General features: G+C 67.0%; 23 protein-coding genes and 1 tRNA gene. 7 read left to right on the top strand and 17 right to left on the bottom strand.

Annotation, left to right across the window (positions count from 1 at the left end):
- The 3 genes from EPO55_RS02245 to EPO55_RS02255 form a co-directional block, all read left to right on the top strand.
- Positions 1-759: ABC transporter substrate-binding protein (locus tag EPO55_RS02245; protein WP_296334761.1), on the top strand; the 759-nt coding region annotated here is incomplete at its 5' end.
- A gap of 13 nt (positions 760-772) precedes the next feature.
- Entirely contained in the window at positions 773-1,723 is a 951-nt protein-coding gene (locus EPO55_RS02250) for an ABC transporter permease (protein ID WP_296334762.1), read from the top strand.
- Between the two features lie 10 nt (positions 1,724-1,733).
- The gene (locus EPO55_RS02255; RefSeq protein WP_296334763.1) at positions 1,734-2,681 is read left to right on the top strand and encodes an ABC transporter permease; all 948 of its coding nucleotides are present in this window, start codon (positions 1,734-1,736) and stop codon (positions 2,679-2,681) included.
- A 3-nt stretch (positions 2,682-2,684) separates the two neighbouring features.
- On the opposite strand, the gene EPO55_RS02260 is transcribed toward EPO55_RS02255, so the two are convergent.
- The gene (locus EPO55_RS02260; RefSeq protein WP_296334764.1) at positions 2,685-3,683 is read right to left on the bottom strand and encodes a dipeptide ABC transporter ATP-binding protein; all 999 of its coding nucleotides are present in this window, start codon (positions 3,681-3,683) and stop codon (positions 2,685-2,687) included.
- Positions 3,680-4,663 carry an ABC transporter ATP-binding protein gene (locus EPO55_RS02265; protein ID WP_296334765.1) on the bottom strand — a complete coding sequence of 328 codons (984 nt, stop codon included), beginning with the start codon at positions 4,661-4,663 and terminating at the stop codon, positions 3,680-3,682. The genes EPO55_RS02260 and EPO55_RS02265 overlap by 4 nt, the downstream gene beginning before the upstream one ends.
- Before the next feature lie 245 nt (positions 4,664-4,908).
- Here EPO55_RS02265 and EPO55_RS02270 point away from each other — a divergent pair.
- Positions 4,909-4,985, top strand: a tRNA-Pro gene (locus EPO55_RS02270).
- Between the two features lie 56 nt (positions 4,986-5,041).
- On the opposite strand, the gene EPO55_RS02275 is transcribed toward EPO55_RS02270, so the two are convergent.
- The 11 genes from EPO55_RS02275 to EPO55_RS02325 all read right to left on the bottom strand — a co-directional run bounded on the left by EPO55_RS02275 (position 5,042) and on the right by EPO55_RS02325 (position 14,948).
- Complete coding sequence (locus tag EPO55_RS02275) at positions 5,042-6,001, bottom strand: oligopeptide/dipeptide ABC transporter ATP-binding protein (protein WP_296334766.1); 960 nt, start codon at positions 5,999-6,001, stop codon at positions 5,042-5,044.
- Positions 5,998-7,005 (bottom strand): ABC transporter ATP-binding protein, encoded by a 1,008-nt coding sequence (locus tag EPO55_RS02280; RefSeq protein WP_296334767.1) that lies wholly within the window; start codon positions 7,003-7,005, stop codon positions 5,998-6,000. Before EPO55_RS02280 ends, EPO55_RS02275 begins: the two co-directional genes overlap by 4 nt.
- Positions 7,002-7,859, bottom strand: a complete 858-nt coding sequence (locus EPO55_RS02285) for an ABC transporter permease (protein WP_296334768.1) — start codon at positions 7,857-7,859, stop codon at positions 7,002-7,004. The genes EPO55_RS02280 and EPO55_RS02285 overlap by 4 nt, the downstream gene beginning before the upstream one ends.
- Entirely contained in the window at positions 7,840-8,793 is a 954-nt protein-coding gene (locus EPO55_RS02290) for an ABC transporter permease (RefSeq protein ID WP_296334769.1), read from the bottom strand. The genes EPO55_RS02285 and EPO55_RS02290 overlap by 20 nt, the downstream gene beginning before the upstream one ends.
- A gap of 37 nt (positions 8,794-8,830) precedes the next feature.
- On the bottom strand, positions 8,831-10,357 hold the full coding sequence (locus EPO55_RS02295; RefSeq protein WP_296334771.1) for an ABC transporter substrate-binding protein: 1,527 nt from the start codon (positions 10,355-10,357) through the stop codon (positions 8,831-8,833).
- Positions 10,358-10,485: 128 nt separating this feature from the next.
- Positions 10,486-10,785 (bottom strand): hypothetical protein, encoded by a 300-nt coding sequence (locus EPO55_RS02300; RefSeq protein ID WP_296334772.1) that lies wholly within the window; start codon positions 10,783-10,785, stop codon positions 10,486-10,488.
- A gap of 37 nt (positions 10,786-10,822) precedes the next feature.
- Positions 10,823-11,587, bottom strand: a complete 765-nt coding sequence (locus tag EPO55_RS02305) for a sulfite exporter TauE/SafE family protein (RefSeq protein ID WP_296334773.1) — start codon at positions 11,585-11,587, stop codon at positions 10,823-10,825.
- Positions 11,584-12,171, bottom strand: a complete 588-nt coding sequence (locus EPO55_RS02310; protein ID WP_296334774.1) for a DsbA family protein — start codon at positions 12,169-12,171, stop codon at positions 11,584-11,586. Before EPO55_RS02310 ends, EPO55_RS02305 begins: the two co-directional genes overlap by 4 nt.
- Before the next feature lie 5 nt (positions 12,172-12,176).
- Entirely contained in the window at positions 12,177-12,950 is a 774-nt protein-coding gene (locus tag EPO55_RS02315; protein ID WP_296334775.1) for an SDR family oxidoreductase, read from the bottom strand.
- Between the two features lie 7 nt (positions 12,951-12,957).
- Complete coding sequence (locus EPO55_RS02320; protein WP_296334776.1) at positions 12,958-14,106, bottom strand: iron-containing alcohol dehydrogenase; 1,149 nt, start codon at positions 14,104-14,106, stop codon at positions 12,958-12,960.
- 8 nt (positions 14,107-14,114) lie between these two features.
- The gene (locus EPO55_RS02325) at positions 14,115-14,948 is read right to left on the bottom strand and encodes a TauD/TfdA family dioxygenase (RefSeq protein WP_296334777.1); all 834 of its coding nucleotides are present in this window, start codon (positions 14,946-14,948) and stop codon (positions 14,115-14,117) included.
- 47 nt (positions 14,949-14,995) lie between these two features.
- On the opposite strand from EPO55_RS02325, the gene EPO55_RS02330 reads away from it, so the two are divergent.
- A complete protein-coding gene (locus tag EPO55_RS02330) occupies positions 14,996-15,478 on the top strand; it encodes a GNAT family N-acetyltransferase (protein WP_296334779.1) in 483 nt (160 codons plus the stop codon).
- On the opposite strand, the gene EPO55_RS02335 is transcribed toward EPO55_RS02330, so the two are convergent.
- Genes EPO55_RS02335 through hutH form a run of 3 tightly spaced genes read right to left on the bottom strand, consistent with a single transcriptional unit; the run spans position 15,475 to position 19,365 of the window.
- Positions 15,475-16,149: a DUF1028 domain-containing protein gene (locus tag EPO55_RS02335; RefSeq protein ID WP_296334780.1), complete on the bottom strand. Its 675-nt coding sequence runs from the start codon at positions 16,147-16,149 to the stop codon at positions 15,475-15,477. The two genes, EPO55_RS02330 and EPO55_RS02335, sit on opposite strands and share 4 nt — an antisense overlap.
- A gap of 10 nt (positions 16,150-16,159) precedes the next feature.
- Positions 16,160-17,821 carry a urocanate hydratase gene (gene hutU / locus EPO55_RS02340; RefSeq protein ID WP_296334781.1) on the bottom strand — a complete coding sequence of 554 codons (1,662 nt, stop codon included), beginning with the start codon at positions 17,819-17,821 and terminating at the stop codon, positions 16,160-16,162.
- On the bottom strand, positions 17,818-19,365 hold the full coding sequence (hutH, locus tag EPO55_RS02345) for a histidine ammonia-lyase (protein ID WP_296334782.1): 1,548 nt from the start codon (positions 19,363-19,365) through the stop codon (positions 17,818-17,820). The genes hutU and hutH overlap by 4 nt, the downstream gene beginning before the upstream one ends.
- Before the next feature lie 228 nt (positions 19,366-19,593).
- On the opposite strand from hutH, the gene EPO55_RS02350 reads away from it, so the two are divergent.
- Positions 19,594-20,667, top strand: coding sequence for a TauD/TfdA family dioxygenase (locus EPO55_RS02350; RefSeq protein ID WP_296334783.1), 1,074 nt, complete (start codon positions 19,594-19,596; stop codon positions 20,665-20,667).
- A gap of 7 nt (positions 20,668-20,674) precedes the next feature.
- Positions 20,675-21,361 carry an amino acid racemase gene (locus EPO55_RS02355; RefSeq protein ID WP_296334784.1) on the top strand — a complete coding sequence of 229 codons (687 nt, stop codon included), beginning with the start codon at positions 20,675-20,677 and terminating at the stop codon, positions 21,359-21,361.
- On the opposite strand, the gene EPO55_RS02360 is transcribed toward EPO55_RS02355, so the two are convergent.
- A partial coding sequence (locus EPO55_RS02360) for a serine hydrolase domain-containing protein (RefSeq protein ID WP_296334785.1) occupies positions 21,358-22,081 on the bottom strand: 724 nt, incomplete at its 5' end. The two genes, EPO55_RS02355 and EPO55_RS02360, sit on opposite strands and share 4 nt — an antisense overlap.

Consider the following 22,081-nt stretch of genomic DNA (forward strand, 5'->3'; position numbering starts at 1 on the left):
GCTCTTCCGATCTTGTTCTTCAATCTGAAGAACGGCCTGTTGTCGGACAAAGACAATCCCGACGCCCATCTGCTTCGGCAGGCCATCGCCCACGCCATCGATCGCGAAGGCATCCATCAGGCGGTATTCAACGGCATAGGCTCGATTGCCAACGGGTTCTACAGCGCCGCCAGCCCATGGCACCCGAAAGACATCGAGCCGTCGTCCAAGTTCGATCCCGACAAGGCCAAGGCGCTGCGCAAGAAGGCGAAGGGCGGCGACGAGCGGCTCACCATCATCGCCAACGACACCTTCCCCTACATGCACCAGTCGGGCGAGCTCGTGCATGCCATGCTGAAGGACGCCGGATTCAACGTCGTGCTCGAGATCCTGCCGTCGCCGGTGATGTTGGATAAGCAGACCAAGGGGGATTTCAACATCGACTCGACGGCGAATTCCTACCGTCTCGACCCCGACGGCTGGTTCGGCCGCAACATCCTGTCGAGCGCGCCGGAGAACCGCCGACGCATCGGCTACAAGAACGAGAAGGCGGACCAGATCATCGTCGCGGCGCGCCAGGAGCGCGACCGGGCCAAGCGCCGGCAGATGTATGCCGACGTCGAGACGCTGGTGAACAAGGACCTGCCGATGCTCTACACGCATTACGTGCCGCTGCTGATGGCCGGCAATCGCGCTCGCGTGAAGGGCTACGAGCCGTCCTTCTCGGGACCGTGGAGCTACATGGGCGCCGGCATGCGGCGTACCTGGATCGAAGGCTGAGGCGGGCCGGGCGATGCTCGCCTACACGCTGCGCCGCATCGCCCAGCTCGTCCCCGTCCTGCTCGTGTTGAGCGTGGCGGTATTCGCCTTCGTCGAGGCGCTGCCGGGCTCCATCATCGACACGCTGGTCGGCACCGAGGGTGGCGACATCGAGGAAGCGCGCGCCATCCTCACCAAGGAGTATGGCCTCGACCGTCCGGTCCATGAGCGCTACGTGCTGTGGCTCGGACGCGCGCTGCAGGGCGATTTCGGCAAGTCGCTGGTCACGCGACGGCCGATCTCGACCGAGCTCCTGAGCCGCATCCCGGCCACGGTCTACCTGGCCACGGTCGGGATCGTGCTCTCCATGGTGATCGCCGTGCCGCTCGGCACCTTCGCCGCCGTGCGCCGCAATTCCGCGGTCGACTACACCGCGCAGGTGACGTCGCTCGCCGGCATCTCGATCCCGGAATTCTGGTTCGCAATCCTTTGCGTGCTGCTGTTCTCGCTGTATCTCGGCTGGCTGCCGTCCTCAGGCTATGTCAGCCCGTTCGAGGATTTCTGGGGCAGCCTGCAGTTCCTGATCCTTCCGGCGGCGGCCATCGGCTTCCGGCAGGCGGCGTTCACGACGCGGCTGACGCGGTCTTCCATGCTCGACGAGCTCAGCAAGGAGTACGTCGATACCGCGCGCGCGCTCGGCCACAGCGAGCGCAAGGTGATTTTCAAGTACACGCTGCGCAACGCCATGATCCCGACCATCACCATCTCGGGCCTGCAGCTCGCCAACCTGCTCGGCGGCACGGTGGTGCTGGAGTCGATCTTCGCCTGGCCGGGCATCGGCCGGGCGATCTTCGAGGCGATCCTGCAGCGCGACTATCCGCTGATCCAGGCGGGCGTGCTCGTCCTGGGCTGCATTGTCGTCGTCATGAACCTGCTGGTCGACCTGACCTACAGGCTGCTCAATCCGCGCGTCAAATTCGCCTAGGGGACCGGCCATGTCCGAACTGGAAGCCGACAAGCTGGTCGATGGCACGCTGGCCTGGCGCGCACCTCCGGCGCCGCTGCGGAGCAGACGACTTGCCACCGCGCTCTCGAACGCCTGGCACGAACTGCGCAAGAGCCGCACCGCGTCGATCGGCGCGGTCATGCTGGTGCTGCTGTTCGGCGCCTGCATCGGGACGCCGTGGCTCGCCACGCACGATCCGATCAAGCAGAACTACCGCGAGCGCCTGCAGCCGCCCTCCGAGAAGCACCTGCTGGGAACCGACCGCCTGGGTCGCGACATCTACTCGCGGCTGCTCTATGGCGGGAGGCGGTTGGTCACCATCGCCGTCGTGGCGGTCGCGCTCTCACTGGTGGTGGGCGTGCCGTTCGGCGTGCTGACCGGCTACTTCGGCGGGCTCGCCGACACCATAGGCATGCGCATCGTCGACGGGCTGCTCGCTTTCCCGGGGTTGCTGCTTTATCTCCTGTTCGTGACGGTCGCCCAGGCTTGGAAACTCGAGGGAGTGATGATCGACCTCGTGCTGGTGAGTGCGCTTGCTCTTGCCGGCATGCCCGAGAAGGCGCGGCTCGCGCGAGGCTCGGTGCTGGCCGAGAAGCAGAAGGAGTACGTCGAGGCGTCCCGTGCGGTGGGCGATTCCTCGGTCAGCATCGCGCTGAGCCAGATCCTGCCCAACATCATCTCGCCGCTGATCGTGACCTCCACGGTTCGGCTGGGCTTCGTTATCCTGATCGTGGCGGCGCTGTCGTTCCTCGGGCTCGGTACGCCGCCGCCGACGCCGGACTGGGGCGCCGACCTCAGCGCCGCACGCGACTACATGGAGACCCATCCGCTGATCGCCGCCTTCCCGGGACTCGCCATCTGCTACACGGTGCTGGCCTTCAATCTGTTTGGCGACGGCCTGCGCGACATCCTCGACCCGCGGATGGCCGAGCGCTGACCGTCACAAGTTGTGGCAGGCGACCTGGCGGTCGCCGCCGACGGCGACCAGCGGCGGCTCGACCTCGGCGCACACCGGCAGCTCGCGCGGACAACGCCCGCACAGCCGGCAGCCGGGCGGCGGGTCGATTGGGGTCGAGACCTCCCCCTTGAGCGTCAGCCGGGGCGGCGGCTTGGCCGGATCGGCCTCGGGCACGGCCGCCAGCAGCGCCTTGGTGTAGGGATGCAGCGGTTCCTCGAAGATCGCCGCAGCCGGCCCTGTCTCGACAATTTTGCCGACGTACATCACCGCCACCCGGTCGCTGATGTGGCGGATGACGCTGAGATCGTGGGCGATGAAGAGGTAGGTCAGGCCGAACTGTTCCTGCAGGTCGCGGAACAGGTTCAGGATCTGCGCCTGGATCGAGACGTCGAGCGCCGACACCGGCTCGTCGCCGATCACCAGCTCGGGCTCGACCGAGAGCGCGCGGGCGATGGCGATGCGCTGGCGTTGGCCGCCCGAGAACTCGTGCGGATAGCGGTCGATGTGCTCGACGCTCAGCCCGACGCGGTGCAGCAGGTCGAGCACGCGCTCGCGCTTCTCGTTCCAGCTGCGCGCCAGACCGTGGATCTCCATCGGCCGGCTGAGAATATGCATGATCGTCTTGCGCGGATTGAGAGAGCTGTAGGGATCCTGGAACACCAGTTGAATGTCCTTGCGCGTCTCCTTCATGCGCCGAGGCGAGAACGCCAGCAGGTCCTCGTCCTTCAACCTCACTTCCCCGCCGGTGGGCTCGATCAGCCGCGTCACCAGCCGCGCCGTCGTCGACTTGCCGCAGCCGCTTTCGCCCACCAGGCCCAGCGTCTCGCCGCGGCGGATGTGGAAGTCGATGCCATCGACCGCCTTCAGCACCTGGGTTTTCTCGCCGGCCAGCTTCGAATAGATGTCGCCATGCAGCATGAAATGCTTGGTGAGTCCCCTCACCTCCAACAGCATGTCGTCGGTCGCACCTTGCGCCGTCATGTGGCGGCCCCTCGATCGTGCAGATGGCACGCCGCATGATGACCCGGCGCCACTTCCTTGAGCTTGGGCACTTCGCGGCGGCAGACATCCATCGCGTGCGCGCATCTGGGATGGAATTTGCAGCCCGACGGCGGCTCCATCATGTTGCAGACAGATCCGGCGATCGGGGTCAGGTGCCGCGCCTGGATGTCGAGGCGCGGGATCGAATTCAGCAGGCCCACCGTGTAGGGATGCTGCGGATTGGCGAAGATCTCTCGCTTGTCGCCGAGTTCGACCAGGTGCGAGGCGTACATCACGCCGATCTTGTCGCAGGAATGCGCAACGACACCGAGATTGTGAGTAATGAACAGCAGCGACATGCCGAGCTTGTCGATCATGCTGGTGATCAGCTCCAGGATGGTGGCCTGGATCGTGACGTCGAGCGCGGTGGTCGGCTCGTCAGCGATGAGGAAGCCCGGATTGCAGCTGAGCGCCATCGCCAGCATCACGCGCTGGCGCATGCCACCGGAGAATTCGTGGACGTAGCTGTCGAGTCGCTTCTGCGGTGACGGGATGCCGACCAGGGCCAGCAGCTCGACGACACGTTCGCGCGCCTCCCGCTTCGACAATCCCAGATTTGTGCGCAGCGCGTCGGAGATCTGTTCGCACACGGTAAACACCGGGTTGAGCGCGCTCATCGGTTCCTGGAACACCATCGCGATATGGCGGCCGCGCAGCGCGCGCATCTCCGCGGCGTTCTTGTCGAGGACATTGTCGCCGCCGAACAGGATGCGGCCGCGCTGGATCTCCCCGGGCGGGTCGGGGATCAGCCGCATGATCGCCCGCGCCGTCACCGACTTGCCCGAGCCCGATTCGCCCACAAGCCCGAAGGTCTCGCCGCGGCCGATCGAAAAGGACACGCCGTTCACGGCCGTGAGATCGCCTCGCCTCAGGCGAAAGCGTACGGTCAGGTCGTCAAGCTCGAGCACCGTCTCGGGCATGATTATGTCACTCTCGTCGCGGTTTATTGTCCGGTACCCCCCGCCAGATGGCGGGCGGCGGACCGGTTTATTCAGTACGCGCGGATGACGGTTACGCTTGTTTTCTTCCCTGTTGAGCCGGAGCCTAGGTTAGGCCGGAGGGCGAGGCAACCCGCCATGAGACCGGCTTTGCGACCATACTTGCGACCCCGGTAGGCCACGGCTATAACCCCGCCTCCCGAGCGGGCCGGAGTCCGTAAATCTGACGGAGCGTAGCTCAGCCTGGTAGAGCACTAGCTTCGGGAGCTAGGGGCCGGAGGTTCGAATCCTCTCGCTCCGACCAATCGGGAAAGAACGGCGCACAGCAATGTGCGCCGTTTTTTGTTCAGCTGACCCCAGTCAGCCGATCAATGGGAAGTGACAGGCGACCTCGCGGCCCGCGGCGATCTCGCGCAGCGGCGGTACCTCGGCAGCGCAGCGGTCCACGGCGTGCGGGCAGCGGGTCCGGAAGCGGCAACCCGACGGCGGATCAAGCGGCGACGGCGGATCGCCGGGCTTGAGCTTGGTGTCGCCCAGCGGGACGTCGGGATCGGGTTCGGGGATCGCCGCCATCAGGGCGGCGGTATAGGGGTGTGCGGGCGTGGCGAACAGCGACGCCGAATCGGCGACCTCGCATAGTTTTCCGAGATACATCACCGCCACGCGGTCGGACACCGACTTCACCACCGCGAGATCGTGGGCGATGAACAGGAGCGTCAATCCGAAACGCGCCTTCATGTCCTCGAGCAGGTTGAGGATCTGGGCGCGGATCGAGACATCGAGTGCCGAGACCGGCTCGTCGCAGACGATCAGCTTTGGCTCGAGCACCAGCGCGCGCGCGATCGCGATGCGCTGGCACTGGCCGCCGGAGAATTCGTGTGGCCGACGGGCCCACACAACGTCGGGGTCGAGTCCGACCGCCTCCATGACGGCGCGCACGCGCCGGGTTCGCTCGGCCGGATCGCGCACACCCGAAACGATCAACGGCTCAGCCACGATCTCGGCGACCCGGCGACGCGGGTTGAGCGAGGCGATTGGGTCCTGGAAGATCATCTGCAGACGCGGCCGAACGGCCCGCAGCGCCTCGCCGCGCATCTGCGTCAGCTCATTGCCGTCGAACAGCACACTGCCGCGCTGCGGCGGCGGCAGTTGCAGCAGCGCGCGCGCCAGAGAGGATTTTCCCGAGCCCGATTCGCCAACCAGACCCAGCGTTTCGCCATGACGGACCGCGAGAGTGACGTCGCTCACGGCATGGACATGGCGGCCGCCACCTACCGGATACTCGACGTTGAGGTCGGTGATGCGCAGCAGGTCGGTCATGCGACCACCCGGCTGCCGGCCGCCAGGGGATTGAAGCAGGCGAAGCCACGTGCGCCGTCGCGCGTCAGCGCCGGCTCCTCGGTCTCGCAGCGGTCGCTGCGGTAGGTGCAGCGCGGAGCGAAGGCGCAGCCCATGCCACGGCGCGCAAGGTCGGGCGGCCGGCCGGGAATGGCCGAGAGCCTGGTGTGGGCAACGTCGCTCAGCCGGGGCAGCGAGCGCAGCAGCGCCTCGGTGTAGGGCATGCGCGGGCCGCGGAAAATCTCGCGCGTCGTGGCCATCTCCACCGCGCGACCGGCGTACATCACCATGATGTCGTCGGCGCGGCCGGCGGCGACGCCCAGATCGTGGGTGATCAGGATCATCGCCATGCCGCGCTGGCGCTGCTCGCGCTGCAGCAAGTCGAGGATCTGACGCTGCACGGTGACGTCGAGCGCCGTGGTCGGTTCGTCGGCGATCAGGAGCTTGGGCTCACAGGCAATGGCGATGGCGATCGCCACCCGCTGACGCATGCCGCCCGACAATTCATGGGGATACTGGACGGCCCGCCGCTCTGGCTCGGGAATGCCGACCTCGGCCAGCAGTTCGACCGCGCGCCGGGCGGCGGCGGCCCCGTCGAGCCCGCGGTTGAGCTGCAGGCCCTCGCCGATCTGCCGGCCGATCTTCATCACCGGGTTGAGCGAGGTCATCGGATCCTGGAAGACGATGCCAATGTCGCGCCCGAGCACTTCGCGCAGGCCTGCGGCGGACAGGCCGCGCAGGTCCTGGCCCTCGAGCAGAACCTGGCCGCCGACCACGGCGCCGGAGCCGCCGCCGACCAGGCCGATCAGGGAGCGCACCAGCACCGACTTGCCCGATCCCGATTCGCCCACGACGCCCAGCGTGCGGCCGGCCTGCAGGTCGAACGACACACCGTCGACGGCGCGTAGCAGGCCGCGCACCGTGCCAAAGCCAACACGCGCATCGCGCACCGACAGGAGCGGCCCACCACTCACAGCCCCGCTCACAGCGCGGACCTGCGCGGATCGACCAGATTGCGCACCATGTCGCCCAGGAAATTGAGCGACAGCACGGTGAGGAACATCACCGCCGCCGGGATCAGGGCGGTGTGTGGCGCCACGTCGAGCGCCTCGCGACCGTCGGCGATCATGCCGCCCCAGCTCGGCTGCGGTGCCGGGATGCCGAGACCAAGGAAAGAGAGTGCGCCCTCGGCCACGATGATCACGCTGATCGCCACCAGCCAGAAGGCAAACATGGCCGGCAGCACGTTGGGCAGGATCTCGCGCGTCAGGATGCGCCAGTTGCTGGCGCCGATGGTACGCGCGGCGAGCACGAAATCGCGGTTGGCCCAGGCCAGCGTATTGGCGCGAGATACCCGCGCCGCAGCCGGAATCGACAGGATGCCGAGTGCCAGGGTGACGTTGAACAGGCTCTGTCCGAGATAGGCGGTGAAGGTGAGCGCCAGCACCAACGCTGGAAAGGCCAGGAGCACATCGATGAAACCCACCGCCAGCAGGTCGATCTTGCCGCGGAAATAGCCGGCGCTGATGCCGATCGCGCCGCCGATCAGGAACCCCAGGAAGGGCGCGCAGATGCCGACGATCAGCGAGGTGCGGGCGCCGTAGATGATGCGGGACAGCATGTCGCGACCGAGATTGTCGGTGCCCAGCAGGTATTCGGTCGAGGGAGGTTTGCGGCGCTGGATCAACTCCTGCGCCGCCGGATCGGGCAGGCCAAGCCAGTCGGCCGTGATCGCCAGGATGGCCACGAGCAGGACCCAACCCAGCGGCAGCGCGAGCGCCCAGGACAGATGCCGTCGCCGCCGGACGCCGACTGTCGGCTCAGCTGCGGAAGCGGACATAGCGCACCCTCGGGTCGAGCACGGCGTAGAGCATGTCGACCAGGAAATTGATGAGCACAAAGCCCGCGGCGATGAACGACACCGTGCCCTGCACCAGGATCAGATCGCGGTTGAAGATTCCGCCCAGCAGCAGCCGGCCGACGCCGGGCAGCGCGAAAATCTGCTCGACGATCACCGCGCCACCTATCAGGCCGCCTATATTGAGGCCGAGGACGGTGATCAGCGTGAACGACGAGGGGCGCAAGGCATGCAGCAGCAGCACCCGCCACGGCGGCAGGCCCTTGGCACGGGCAAGCAGGATGAAATCCTCCTTGAGCGTGGTCAGCAGATCGGAGCGCAGCACGCGCATCAACACCGTCCACTCGATCAGACCCAGGGTCAGCGACGGCAGAATCATCGATTCGAAGTTGCCCCACAGACTCTCGGACATCGGCGTGAACCCGGTCGCCGGCAGCAGGTCGAGAGTCACGGAGAACAGATAGATCAGCACGATGCCGAGCATGAAGTTGGGGGTCGCGAGAAAGCCGAATGCCGCCGACGCCGACATCCGGTCGAACAGGCCTCCCGGCCGGCGCACCGAGAGCAGCGCCGCCGGCACGGCGATGCCGAGGGCGATGATCTGGGCCATCACCATCAGTTGCAGCGACACCGGCAGGCGATCGGCGATCGCCTGCGCCACCGGCTCGCCGTTCCTGTAGGAGCGGCCGAGATCGCCCGACAGCGCCGAGCCCAGCCAGTCGAAGTAGCGCACCAGCATCGGCCGATCGAGGCCGAGATCGGCGCGCAGGCCGGCGATGTCCTGTGGCGTCGCCAGACTGCCCAGAATGACGATCGCCACGTCGCCGGGCAGGATGTTGACGATCAGGTAGGTGAGCAGCGTGACGCAGAGCAGCACGACTGCCAGCCGCAATACCTGGCGTGCCAGCCAATGCACTGGAGCCGCCCTACATCACGCTACCGGACGCCAATCGCTATTTCGCCAGCCACGCCGCCTCGACCTGTACCGCCCCGCCGCGCAACGCAGGGATGCCGCGCACGTTGGCGCGGGTGATGGCGAAGTCGGTGTTGGAGGCGGTCCACAGCCACACCACGTCGTCGTTCAGGATCTTGATCAGGTCGCAGTAGGCAGCCTTGCGCTTGTTCTCGTCGAGGCTGGTACGGCCGATCAGGAGCAGCCGGTCGACTTCGGCGTTGTTGTAGCCGGAGAAGTTGATCGGGCTCTTGGAGTGGAAGTTGGCGAACATCTGCGGGTCGACGTCGGCCAGGTCGATGATGCGCCAGCCCGAGACCAGGAAGTCGCGGCTCAGCGTCTCCTTGACGAGCTGGGTCTGGTCGACCGGCTTGATCTCGACATCGATGCCGATCTTCTTCATGTCGGCCTGGAATACCTGCGCGCCCTCGCGGCCACGCGGCGTCGCCGTCACGGTGTGCACCAGCTTGATCGGCTTGCCATAGTCGGCCACCAGCTTCTTCGCTTTCTCGGGGTCATAGCCGAGCGATCCATTGTCCTTGCACTCGATGCCGGACGCGGGGCCGTAGGGGTCGTCGTAGACCGGGCGCAGGCCCTGGCTCAGCACGGCGGCGTTGGCCTTGCGGTTGAGACCCATCGAGATCGCCTGACGCACCCGCTTGTCGTTCAGCGGCTCGCGAACGGTGTTGAGCGGGATCACCAGCGCACCGCTGCCGACCCAGTTCAGCGTGATCAGGTTCTTGTCCTTCTTGGCCTTCTGGATGTTCTCGGCGCGGTCTTCCCAGATCACCTGGACGTCGCCCTTCACCAGGCTGGCGTAGCGGGCGTCGGAATCGGGCAGCGGGCGCACGATCACCCGGTCGAGGTAAGGCTTGTCCTTGTCCCAGTAGTTGGGATTACGCTCGGCGATCAGCCGGTCGGCGGCGCGCCATTCCTTGAACACGAACGGGCCGGTGCCGATCGGATTGCGGTTGTAGTCTGCGCCCTTCTCCAGGGCCTGCTTCACCGGGATGATCAGCGTCGTGACGGTCGGCTGCGCCAGCGTCTTGGGCAGCGCCGCGTTGGGGCCGCGCATCTTGAACACCGCGGTCAGCTCGTCGGGCGCCTCAACCTTCTCGATCGCGAGATAGGCGCGGCCAGCGAAGCGGCTCGCCGGGTCGAGCAGACGGTTGAAGTGGTCGGCCACCGCCTGGGCGGTGAACGGCGTGCCGTCGTGCCACTTGACGCCGGGCCGGATCTTGGCAGCCCAGACGCTGCCATCCTCGTTGGGCGTCATCGACAGGGCGAGCGCCGGCAGGAGATTGCCCTTGTCGTCGAGCCGCATCAGCGTCTCGTAGAACAGCGACGCGGCCGTGACCGTGGAATTGGAATAGACACCGGCCCTGACCGGGTCGAAGCCCTCGAAGTCGCTCTCGACGCCGATGGTCAGCGTCCCGCCCTTCACGGGCGCCTGCGCCAAGGCCGGCGCCGCCGCCAGACCGGCCGCCAGCGCCGCCATCAAACCGAACCTGCGGGACATCACACTCATCGCATCCTCCCTAACTCGCGCCGTTTGCCGGCATCGCTTACTGGGCGAGAGAATAGCGTGGCGTCAGGCCGCCGCCTAGAAGGGATTGGATATGCGCGATCGATGCGGTCGGCGGGGGAAAACGCGTGCTACATGCAATAGGCCTGCGCCGCGACCACGGCGTTGAGGCCCTGCATCTCGTTCTGGTTGAGGGTCGCGGGATCGAGCAGGTTGCCGCTCACGGCGACCGAGGCGTTCGACTTGCGCAGGCCGACGATGGCATTGGCGCGCTGGTCGGCCGGGATCCGGGCCGAGATGCACTCGCACATTCTTTGCGAGGCGGTGACCATGCACTCCTTCATGAAGTCGGCGGCCTCAGCGGCGCCAGGCAGGCCGAGCGCGAGAAGGACGAGGCTGGTGGCGGCGAGGCTGCGGCAAGACATACGCATGCGTTTCTCCAGGGGGTGGCGCGTCCGGCCGATGATATCAGGCCAGCAGCCAGTCGCGCAGCAGTCCGAACAAGCCGGTGGCGAACAGGATGGCCAGCGCCACGTTGCGGTAGATCCGCTCGCTGGCGAGGCCGTGGAACAGCCGGCCGCCGGCCCAAGCGCCCAGCACCATGACAGGAAACAGCACGACGGCGCGGGCCAGCGCGTCCCAGCCGGCGACACCGGTAGCCAGCACGATCACGATCAGCAGGAACTGGGTCAGGAAATAGTAGGTGACAATGTTGGCTCGGTTGACCTCGGGCCGGTCGTTGCCCGACAACAGGTAGAGCAGCACCGGTGGGCCGCCGACGGCGGTGGTGGCCATCATCGCGCCCGACACGGCGCCCACCGTCACGGTGGCCGCGGTCGAGCGGCGGCCGGTGTATTTCCAGCCCGTCCACATCAGCAGCACGAAGGCCACGATCACCGCCGAGACGCCCGTCACGATGGCATTCTTGTCGACGCTCGCCAGCAGCCAGACGCCCAGCGGCATCGCCGCGCAGGCGGCGAGGCTCATCGGCGTCAGCACCTTCCAGTCGGCGTGGCGCCGGACCTGCGGGAAGAGCTGCAGCGAGACCACGAGCTCGATGGCCACCACCGTCACCACCATGTCGGCCGAGCCGAACAGGATGGCGAAAATTGGTGCCATCAGCATGGCCGAGCCGAAGCCCGCGAAGCCGCGCATCAGGCCGGCCACCAGGGTGACGCCGATCGCGGTCCACAGGCCGACGCCTGCGAACAGGGTGGAGACGTAGGGGATCACGCGGAAAGCTTGGCGCGCACGAAGTCGATGCGGTCCTGGCCCCAGAACAGTTCGCCGTCGACGACAAAGGTCGGCACCGCGAACACACCCTGCTTCTCTCCCTCGGCCTGGTGGGCCGCGAGCTCGCCCGGCCCCTCGCCCGCCACGAAGGCCGCGAAACCCGCCGGATCAACGCCCGACTCCTTCAGAAGCGCCTCGATCGCGCTGCGATCCTCGTAGTCGAGCTCGCGCTTGAAGAAGCGCGGGTAGGCAAGGTCGATCAGCACGCGGCCCCTGCCGCTCTTCTCGGCATAGAGCCAGGCAAGATGCACGAGCTTCTGGTCGAAGATCTTCTTCGGCCCCAGCAGCGTGATGCCGCGCGGACCGGCGAAGCGGCGGGCGTCGGCATAGAGATACTTGACCTTGCGCATAGCGTTCGCGAGCGCCGCAGGGTCGTTGAGATTGACGACGCCGGCGAGGTTGAGCGCGAACGGCCGCAGCCGCAGCGTCACACCCAGCTGCTTCTCGAGCGCATAAGCCGGATCCTTGGCGAGGAAGGAATAGGGACTGCGCAGGTCGAGCCAGAGGTCGACGGCCCTGGACACGGCCGCTACGCCCGCGCCTTCTCGCCCGTCTTGTCGCGCAGGCGGCGCATGCCGCGCAGCCAGCGGTCGCGGTCGAGCTTGCGCGCCATATAGTCCTTCACCTCAGGGTGCGTCAGGATCAGGAATCGCTCCTCGTCCATCGCCTCGATCACCGTCTGGGCAACGGCGTCGGTGTTGAGCACACCGTCGACCGACGCCGCGGTCGCGCCGGCCATGCGCAGCATGTTGGTGTCGACCGCCTGCGGGCAGAGCACCGAGACCGCGATGCCGCGGTCGCCGTACTGGATGGAGAGATGCTCGGCCAGCGCCACGCCGGCATGCTTTGTGACGCCATAGGGTGCCGATCCCATCGAAGCCAGAAGGCCCGCCGCACTCGCCGTGTTCAGCAGGTAACCCGACTTGCGCTGCAGCATGCCGGGGACCAGCGCGCGGGCGGCATAGACATGCGCCATCACGTGGATGGCCCAACTGTCGGCCCAGTCCTTGTCGGTGGCGTCCTCGTGGCCGCCGCGGCCGATACCGGCGTTGGAGAAAAAGACGTCGACCGGGCCGTACTTCTTTTCCGCCTCGGCGATCAACCGCTTGACCTCGGACTCCTTGCCGATGTCGCCAGCGACCGCGAGACCGCCAATGTCCTTTGCCACCTTCTCGAGGCGCGCCGCATCCATGTCGGCCACGGCCACGCCCTTGGCGCCTTCCTTGGCGTAGCGTCGCGCGATCGCCTCGCCGATGCCGCCCGCCGCGCCGGTGACGACGCAGACCTTGTCTTTGACTTTCATGATGCCCCTATCCCCAGCTTTGCTCGATCAATTGGACGTACTCGGCCTTGGTCGGCTGGCGCGGTGTCGTCTGGTGGCAGTGATCGCCCAGTGCGCCGTCGGCGATGGCCTCGACCACCTCCGGCTTCAAACCCATGGCGCCCAGCCCCTTGGGGATGCCGAGCCGAACGTTGAGCGCGCCCACGGCATTGGCCACGCCCTCGGCATTGCTCTCGCGCTCCGGCAGCCCCATCACCTGGGCCACCCGCCTGTACTTGTCGCCGACCGCCGGCGCGTTGAAGCGCAGCACCGCCGGCAGGTACACCGCATTCAGGGTGCCGTGATGCGTGCGGTAGCCCTTCAGCCCGCCCGTGGGATGGCTGAGTGCATGCACCGCGCCCAGGCCCTTCTGGAACACCATCGCCCCCTCCATGGCGGCCACCGCCATGTTGAAGCGTGCCTCGCGGTCCTGCCCGTCCCGGGTCGCGCGCTCGACGTATTTCCAGGCCTTCTCCAGCCCGTCGAGCGCGATGGCGTCGGCCGGCGGATTGAAGACGTTGGCGAGATAGCACTCGATATTGTGCGTGAAGGCGTCCATGCCGGTGCCGGCCGTCAGATGCGGCGGCATGCTGAGCGTCAGCTCGGGATCGATCAGCGCCAGCTTGGGGATGAGGTACGGGCTGCCGATGGCGAGCTTGCGGCCGGAATCCATGATGATGACGCCGCCGCGGCTCACCTCGCTGCCGGTACCCGAGGTTGTCGGAATTGCCACGATCGGCGCCACCCTGGCGGTGATCCTGGGCGCGCCACCCTCGACGAAGGAATAGGCCTGCAGCGAGTTGCCGGGATGGGTCGCCATCAGGCCGACCGCCTTGGCGAGGTCCATCGGCGAGCCGCCGCCGATGGCGACGATGCCGTCGCAGCCCTCGTCCTTGTAGATCTTCAGCGCATCGCGCATCGCCGCTTCGGTCGGGTTCTCCGGCGTGCCGTCATAGAGCGTAATCGGCATGTTGCCGGGCAACTGCTCTTTCACCTTGGCCCACAGGCCGGCTCCAATCACGCCCTTGTCGGTGACGATCAGCGGCCGGCGAATGCCCAGCAGCTGCAACTCCGCATCGAGCAGCTTGAGCGCGCCGAAATCGATCTGGATGCGTGTGAGATAGGTGATGAGTGCCATTGTGTCCCCTAGGTGCGATGAAACGGCTTGTCGCCCTTGACGGTCACCCGGTAACCCAGCCGCTTGTGCGGGAAGTAATCCCACATGGCATGATGCATGGCCGCGCGGTTGTCCCAGAAGGCGATGGAGTTGGGGCGCCAGGCGAAGCGGCACTGGAACTCGGGCGTCTCGCTGTGGCGATACAGCATTTCCAGCAGGGCGTCGCTTTCGGGCTTGCGCAAACCCGCGATCCTGGTCGTGAAATTGCGATTGACGTAGAGCGCCTTGCGCCCCGTCACCGGATGGGTCCGCACCACGGGATGCTCGTTCTTCGGAAAGCCGCCTTCCTTGGGCGTCTGGCCGAAACGGCCGCCGTAGACCTGGGCGCCGTCGTGGACCGCCGTCAACCCCTCGCACAGGCGCTGGATCGGTGCCGAGAGCGTCTCGAAGGCGCGGTACATGTTGGCGAACAGCGTGTCGCCGCCGCCGTCGGGTGGCACTTCCTTGAGATAGAGGATACTGCCCATCGGCGGTTCGGGATCGCAGCTCACGTCGGAGTGCCACTCCTCACCCGCCACGTACTTCGACCTCTCGTCGGCCTTGATGATCAGCACCTCGGGATGGTCGGCGAGGACGGCCAGCGACGAGGGGTGGATGTGCAGTTCGCCGAAACGGCGGCCGAACGCCTTGTGCTGGTCGTGCGTCAGCTCCTGGTCGCGGAAGAAGATGACCAGGTTCTCCATCAGCGCGTCATGGATCTCCTGGAAGGCCTGGTTGCCCAACGGCCGGGCGAGGTCGACGCCGGAAATCTCCGCGCCGATGCCGGGCGTAAGCTTGCGTATTGCGATCGTCTGCTGGCCCATCCGCATTTCCTCTCGCCTTTTGCGCGAGCCTACGCGAGAAAAAGCCGATGAGCGACACCCCAGCCCTGCGTCTCGCGACAATCGCCGATGCGCCGGCAATCGCGGCCACCATTGCCGCCGCTTTCGCGCAATACCGCGGCAAGCTCGTGCCGGAATCGGGCGCCTTCGGCGAAAGCGCCGACGCCATCGCCGCCGAACTGAAGAAGGGCGCCGGCGCGATCGTCGCGGAGCGGAACGGCGAGATGCTGGGCTGTGTCATCACCAACCTGCAGGAGGGCGACCTCTATTTCGGCCGCCTCTCCGTGCTGCCGACCGCCCGCGGGCTCGGCCTCGCCAAGCGGCTGATTGCCGCCGTCGAGCAGGATGCCCGGTCCCGCGGCCTCCCCGGTGTGCGCCTGGGCGTGCGCATCGCACTGCCCGACAATCAGCGCCTGTTCAACTCACTCGGCTATCGCGAGATCTCGCGCGAGGCCCATCCCGGCTTCTATCACCCGACCTCGATCAACATGCGCAAGGCATTAGAGGGCTAGGCGATCTTCATGCCTGGCGGCGGCACCGCCTGCTCGGGATCGACGGCGCGCACCACGTAGGCATCGGCCTCCGGCTCATACATCGACCAGAGGCGGCCAAGCTCCGCGATGGGCGCCGTGTGGTCGTCGACACGAAGGTCGACGTAGGGGAAAGATTCCCGATGGACGACGAGCAGCGCCGCGGAGATGACGGGCTGCCTCTCGCCGCCCGCCGCTTCGCCGGCCTCCAGCGCCTCGAGGAGCCGGTGGGCGAGCGGCAGGTCGGGTGACTTCTCGAAGGCCGCCACCATGGCACCCGGAAGCGAGGCCGAGCGGACGATGTTGGCGATAGCGGCGCAGTCCTTGCCTTGAACCTCGCCTTTCTCACCACGGACGTTGGCGCCGGAATAAACGGCGGTGCGGCCGGCGGCATCGATCAGCGCGAGCTGGCGCCAATGGCGATGCGGCGTGGCGGCTACCACGGCCTGCATCGCCTCGTCGGCCGTAACACCTTTGGCCAGAAGATCGAGCGCGAGAGGCCCGAGTCGCGGATCGGTGCGATGCTGGGTCAAGGCCGCGCCCACGCCCGCGCGGGCATGCTGGCACCGCGCGCCGACGGAAATCGCCGAGGTCGTCACGACCGCGCCCAGCATTCCGGTCCGGGCACAGCGGCCGACGAGCGAAAAGGTCATGCCGGTCTCCTCACAGGCTGGGCAGATTGAGGCCCTTTTCGCGGGCGCAGGCGATCGCATCCTCATAGCCCGCATCGGCGTGGCGCATGACGCCGGTGGCAGGATCGTTCCACAGCACGCGCTTCAGGCGCGCGGCTGCCTCCCGTGTGCCGTCGCAGACGATCACCATGCCGGCATGTTGCGAGAAGCCCATGCCGACGCCGCCGCCGTGATGCAGCGACACCCAGGTGGCGCCCGAGGCGCAGTTGAGCAGCGCATTCAACATCGGCCAGTCCGACACCGCGTCGGAGCCGTCGAGCATCGCCTCGGTCTCGCGGTTGGGGCTGGCGACCGACCCCGAATCGAGGTGATCGCGGCCGATCACGATGGGCGCTTTCAGCTCGCCCTTCGCCACCATCTCGTTGAAGGCGAGACCCAGGCGATCGCGATCGCCCAGGCCAACCCAGCAGATGCGTGCCGGCAGTCCCTGGAATTTGATGCGCTCGCGCGCCATGTCGAGCCACCGGTGCAGGTGCGGGCTATCGGGCATCAGCTCCTTCACCTTGGCGTCGGTCTTGAAAATGTCCTCGGGATCGCCCGAGAGAGCGGCCCAGCGGAACGGCCCGACGCCGCGGCAGAACAGCGGCCTGATGTAAGCCGGCACGAAGCCCGGATAGCTGAAGGCGTCGGCGACACCCTCTTCCAGCGCCATCTGGCGGATGTTGTTGCCGTAGTCGACGGTGGGAACGCCGAGCTTGTGGAATTCCAGCATGGCACGCACGTGGCCCGCCATCGACTGCTTGGCGGCGCGGGTGACGCCGGCGGGATCGCTGCTGCGTTTGGCTTCCCAGTCGGCCAGCGTCCAGCCCTTGGGCAGGTAGCCGTTGACCGGATCGTGCGCCGAGGTCTGGTCGGTGACGCAGTCCGGCCGCACGCCGCGGCGCAACAACTCGGGCAGCACGTCGGCGGCATTGCCGAGCAACGCCACCGAGATCGGCTTGTCCGCCGCGGTCGCCTTGCCGATGATCGCGAGCGCATCGTCGAGATCCTTGGCCTGCACGTCGACATAGCCGGTGCGCAGACGGAACTCGATGCTGCTGGGGCGACATTCGACGGCGAGGCACGAGGCGCCGGCCATGGTCGCGGCCATCGGCTGCGCGCCGCCCATGCCGCCCAGCCCCGCGGTCAGGATCCAGCGCCCGGCCAGACTGCCGCCGTAGTGCTGGCGGCCCATCTCGACGAAGGTCTCGTAGGTGCCTTGCACGATGCCCTGGCTGCCGATGTAGATCCAGGAACCCGCCGTCATCTGGCCGAACATCATCAAGCCCTTGCGGTCGAGCTCGTTGAAATGCTCCCAGGTCGCCCAGTGCGGCACCAGGTTGGAGTTGGCGATCAGGACGCGCGGCGCGTCGGCGTGGGTGCGGAACACGCCGACCGGCTTGCCCGACTGGACCAGCAGCGTCTCGTCGGCTTCGAGCTTGCGCAGCGCCGCCACGATGCCGTCGAAACTCTGCCAATCGCGCGCCGCGCGGCCGATACCGCCATAGACCACCAGTTCACCGGGCTTCTCGGCGACATCAGGATCGAGGTTGTTCATCAGCATGCGCAGCGGCGCCTCGGTCAGCCAGCTCTTGGCCGAGAGTTCCGTGCCGCGTGGGGCGCGGACGGTTCGGGCATTGTCGATGCGGGTCATGATGATGTTCTCCCCTCAACCGCGGGCAGCAGATCGCACCCAACCGCTTCGACGATCGCGCCGCTGGTGACCAGGGCGATGGCCTTTTCGAGATCCGGATGGAAATAGCGGTCATCTTCAAGGTGCGGCACGCCGCTGCGCACGAGGTCGCGCACCGCTTCCAGCGGCTTGCTCGTGGCGAGCGGACGGTGGAAGTCGCAGCCCTGCGCCGCCGCCAGCAACTCGATCCCGATCACGCTACAGGCATTCTCGGCCATCTCCAGCAGCCGTCGCGCCCCGTGTGCGGCCATCGAGACATGATCTTCCTGGTTGGCCGACGTCGGGATCGAATCGACGCTGGCGGGATAGGCGCGCTGCTTGTTCTCCGAGACGAGCGCGGCGGCCGTGACCTGCGGGATCATGAAGCCTGAGCTCAGGCCCGGGTGCGGCGTCAGGAAAGCCGGCAGGCCGGACAGCGCCGGATCGACCAGCATGGCAATCCGGCGTTCGGCCAGGGAACCGATCTCGCAGATCGCCAAGGCAATGATGTCGGCGGCGAAGGCGACGGGCTCGGCGTGGAAGTTGCCGCCCGACAGGGCCTCGCTGGTCTCTGGGAAGATCAGCGGATTGTCGGTGACGCCGTTGGCCTCGGTTCCGAGCGTCGCCGCCGCCTGGCGCAGGATGTCGAGCGCGGCGCCCATGACCTGCGGCTGACAGCGCAGGCAATAGGGATCCTGCACCCGCTCGTCGCCGACGAGGTGCGAGGCCCGGATCGCCGATCCCGCCATCAGGCGGCGCAGCGAGTCCGCTGAGTCGATCTGGCCCTGGTGACGCCGCAACAGGTGAATCCGCGGATCGAAGGGCGCGTCGGAGCCACGCGCCGCATCGGTCGAGAGCGCACCGGTAACCAGGGCCGCGCGGTAGAGGTTCTCCGCCTCGAACAGAGCGGCCAATGCATAGGCGGTGGAAAATTGCGTTCCGTTCAACAGCGCCAGGCCTTCCTTGGCGCCCAGGACCACCGGTGCCAGGCCCGCCTCGGCAAGGGCCTGGGCGGCCGGTACGCGACGGTCGCCTGCGAAGAATTCGCCGACGCCGATCATGGTCGCCGACATATGGGCAAGCGGCGCCAGATCACCCGAAGCGCCGACCGACCCCTGGCAGGGGATCACCGGCGTGAGGCCCTTCGCCAACAGCGCTTCGAGCAACCGCACGGTACTGGCCCGCACGCCCGATGCGCCCTGCGCCAGGCTGCCGAGCTTGAGCGCCATCATCAGCCGGGCGACCGGCACTGGCATCGGTCGACCGACCCCGGCGGCATGAGACAGCACGATGTTCCGCTGCAGCGTTTCGAGGTCAGCGGCGTCGATCCGCACGCTGGCCAGTTTGCCGAAGCCGGTGTTGATGCCGTAGACCGGCGCGCCCCTGGCGACGATGGCGGCGACTGCTTTTGCCGACCTTTCGATGGCGGCGTAGCTGGCAGGGTCGATGGCAGCCGCCGCACCCCGATAAATCTCGTGCCAAGCAGATAGCGGGACGGCGCCGGGGCTCAACACAACCGTCTTCATCTTCACCTCCGGACCCGCTCAACGAGCGGCGCAATGCCCCTACGGTAACCCAGTCCGGCCCTGCGTTCGACGATCACCTCACCCTGAGGAGCGGTCCGCAGGACCGCGTCTCGAAGGGTGCGGCACAGTCGCGCTGTTGCCCATCCTTCGAGACGTGCGCCAATGCGCGCTCCTCAGGATGAGGTCAGCCGCTAGCACGACGCGCTCCTGGCGAGGTATGATAACGGAATGACGAAACGCACACCGCTCGCCGGCCCTTCTGTGTGGCTGGGCAAGGACATCAAGGACTCCCGGCGCTGGATCCGCGACCTGCCGCCCGAGGCACTCGACGAACTCGACGCCGCCGTGAAGTCGGTGCGCGGCATGCCGTGGCAGGAGATCACGCGCGAGGATTTCGCACTGCCGATGCTCAGCGACCTGCTCGACGATGTCTCCGACGAACTCGAGAACGGCTGCGGCATGGTCAAGCTGCGCGGCATTCCGGTGACCGGCTACAGCGAAGACGAATTGCGCCAGATGTATTTCGGCCTGGGCACGCACATCGGCACGCCGGTGTTCCAGAACCGCAGTGGCGAGCTGATGCGCGCCATCCGCGACGAGGGCGCCCACGTCGGCCGTACCTACGGCGAGACCAAGGACGAGAAGGGCTCGACCTTCCTCTCCTCCTACGCCCGCACGCTGACCAACGGCGGCTTGCGCTTCCACACCGACCGTACCGACGTGGTGGGCCTGCTGTGCGTGCGCCAGGCGCGCGCCGGCGGCGTCAGCAAGCTTGCCTCGACACCCGCCATCCACAACGCCATCCTGGCGAAGCGGCCCGACCTGCTCGAACTCCTGTTCCAGGACTACTGGCGCAGCCGCTTCGGTGAGGAAGGCACGAAGAAGGACGGCGAAGCCACGACCCGGGAGACCGCCTATCCGCTGCCGATCTTCGGCCTGCGCGACGGCAAGTTGACCTCGCATTATTCGCTCACCTTCATCGAGGCCGCCCAGATGGCGCCCGACGTACCGAAGCTCACCGACGCCCAGCGCGAGGCGATCGATCTCCTGATGCAGACGGCCGAGGAACTGTGCTTCGAGATGACCTTGCAGCCCGGTGACCTGCAGCTGATCAACAGCCACGTTACCTACCACGGTCGCACACCGTTCGAGGACGATGCTGCGAGCGGTCACGACCGGCTGCTGCTCAGGCTCTGGCTCACCATGCGCAACAACCGCGCGCTGCCGGAAGGCCATGAGATCCTGTGGCAGGAGATCGAGGCCGGCCGCCCACGCGGCGGTATCCGCCAGGTCGCCATCTAGGACATAAATGGCCCAGCATATCGGCGTCGTCGCCTGCTCGGCCGAAGGCGCGGCCCTCTGCTACCGGACGATCTGCACCGAAGGCGCAGCGCTGATGGGCGCACATGCCCATCCCGAGATTTCGATGCACACGCCGTCCCTGGCCGATTACATGGCCTGCATCTACCGCAACGACTGGCCTGAGGTGGCTGAGCTGATGCTGGCGTCGGCCGGAAAGCTCGCGAAAGCCGGCGCCGATTTCCTGATCTGCCCGGACAACACCATTCATCAGGCGCTGCCCCACGTGCTGCCGCGCTCGCCCTTGCCGTGGCTGCACATCGCGGAGGTCGTCGCTGCCGAGGCGGTGGCGCGCGGCTACAGGCGTATCGGCATCGCCGGCACGCGCTGGCTGGTCGACAGCGAGGTCTATCCGGAGAAGCTTTCGGCGCGCGGCCTGGAATATCTGCGGCCGACCGATGCCGAACGCGACGACACCAACCGCATCATCATGGACGAGCTGGTCATGGGCATTTTCAGGCCCGAGGCTATCGCTGCGTACCAGCGTCTCTTTGGCCGGATGAAAGACGCAGGCTGCGACGCCGTCGTGCTGGGTTGCACCGAAATCCCGCTGATTATGAATGACGGGAATTCGCCGCTGCCGACGCTCGACTCCACCCGCCTGCTCGCGCGGGCGGCGCTGCACCGCGCCGCCTAGTCGATGATCGCGGCCTGTACCATCGAGCGGAACTGGTTGCGCAGCGCGATCCGGTCCGGATCGCTCACCTGCACCATGTAGAGGGCGATCAGGTCGTTCCTGGGATCGATCCAGAACAGCGTGCCGGCATTGCCTGCCCAGCCGTACTCGCCGATCGATCCCGGCAGGGCCGCCTCGCCTTCCTTGGTGCGCACCTCGAAGCCCAAGCCGAAGCCCAGGCCCGGCGGCCGACCCGGCCGTGTGCCGGTATGGTCGGCGGTCATGAAGGCGAGCGTCTGCTTGCCGATGACGCGCTTGCCGTTCAGCGCACCGCCGTTGGCCAGCGCGGCCGCGAAGCGGAGATAGTCGTCCATCGTGCCGGTGAGGCCGCCGCCACCCGATTCGTATCTGGCGCCGTCGTCGACCTTGAAGCGTGGTGTCATCGGCTGGCCGCCCGGCCGCGGGCCGGGCTGGGCCGCGCGCGCGACCTTGCCCGCCGGCACCTGAAACTGGGTATCGACCATGCCGAGCGGCTTGAAGACGCGCTCGGACAGCGACTCGCCCAGCCTCCGGCCGTCGACGACCTCGACCAGGCGGCCCAGCACATCGGTCGACACGCCATATTCCCAGCGCGCACCCGGCGAGAATCTCAGCGCCAGCGTGGAGAGCTTGGCCACGAACTCCTCGTTGCTCATCGAGCGGTCGCCGATCTTGGCCGCGACGTAGGAAGATCGGAAGAGC

It is taken from the genome of Reyranella sp., from assembly GCF_004296935.1.
Classification (GTDB): Bacteria; Pseudomonadota; Alphaproteobacteria; order Reyranellales; family Reyranellaceae; genus Reyranella.

What these genes read in the sequence shown, in the direction of transcription:
- EPO55_RS02250 (WP_296334762.1), top strand. Translation starts at nt 773, where the DNA reads ATGCTCGCCTACACGCTGCGCCGCATCGCCCAGCTCGTCCCCGTCCTG.
- EPO55_RS02255 (WP_296334763.1), top strand. Translation starts at nt 1,734, where the DNA reads ATGTCCGAACTGGAAGCCGACAAGCTGGTCGATGGCACGCTGGCCTGG.
- EPO55_RS02260 (WP_296334764.1), bottom strand. Translation starts at nt 3,683, where the DNA reads ATGACGGCGCAAGGTGCGACCGACGACATGCTGTTGGAGGTGAGGGGA.
- EPO55_RS02265 (WP_296334765.1), bottom strand. Translation starts at nt 4,663, where the DNA reads ATGCCCGAGACGGTGCTCGAGCTTGACGACCTGACCGTACGCTTTCGC.
- EPO55_RS02275 (WP_296334766.1), bottom strand. Translation starts at nt 6,001, where the DNA reads ATGACCGACCTGCTGCGCATCACCGACCTCAACGTCGAGTATCCGGTA.
- EPO55_RS02285 (WP_296334768.1), bottom strand. Translation starts at nt 7,859, where the DNA reads ATGTCCGCTTCCGCAGCTGAGCCGACAGTCGGCGTCCGGCGGCGACGG.
- EPO55_RS02295 (WP_296334771.1), bottom strand. Translation starts at nt 10,357, where the DNA reads ATGAGTGTGATGTCCCGCAGGTTCGGTTTGATGGCGGCGCTGGCGGCC.
- EPO55_RS02300 (WP_296334772.1), bottom strand. Translation starts at nt 10,785, where the DNA reads ATGCGTATGTCTTGCCGCAGCCTCGCCGCCACCAGCCTCGTCCTTCTC.
- EPO55_RS02315 (WP_296334775.1), bottom strand. Translation starts at nt 12,950, where the DNA reads ATGAAAGTCAAAGACAAGGTCTGCGTCGTCACCGGCGCGGCGGGCGGC.
- EPO55_RS02320 (WP_296334776.1), bottom strand. Translation starts at nt 14,106, where the DNA reads ATGGCACTCATCACCTATCTCACACGCATCCAGATCGATTTCGGCGCG.
- EPO55_RS02325 (WP_296334777.1), bottom strand. Translation starts at nt 14,948, where the DNA reads ATGGGCCAGCAGACGATCGCAATACGCAAGCTTACGCCCGGCATCGGC.
- EPO55_RS02330 (WP_296334779.1), top strand. Translation starts at nt 14,996, where the DNA reads ATGAGCGACACCCCAGCCCTGCGTCTCGCGACAATCGCCGATGCGCCG.
- EPO55_RS02335 (WP_296334780.1), bottom strand. Translation starts at nt 16,149, where the DNA reads ATGACCTTTTCGCTCGTCGGCCGCTGTGCCCGGACCGGAATGCTGGGC.
- hutU (WP_296334781.1), bottom strand. Translation starts at nt 17,821, where the DNA reads ATGACCCGCATCGACAATGCCCGAACCGTCCGCGCCCCACGCGGCACG.
- hutH (WP_296334782.1), bottom strand. Translation starts at nt 19,365, where the DNA reads ATGAAGACGGTTGTGTTGAGCCCCGGCGCCGTCCCGCTATCTGCTTGG.
- EPO55_RS02350 (WP_296334783.1), top strand. Translation starts at nt 19,594, where the DNA reads ATGACGAAACGCACACCGCTCGCCGGCCCTTCTGTGTGGCTGGGCAAG.
- EPO55_RS02355 (WP_296334784.1), top strand. Translation starts at nt 20,675, where the DNA reads ATGGCCCAGCATATCGGCGTCGTCGCCTGCTCGGCCGAAGGCGCGGCC.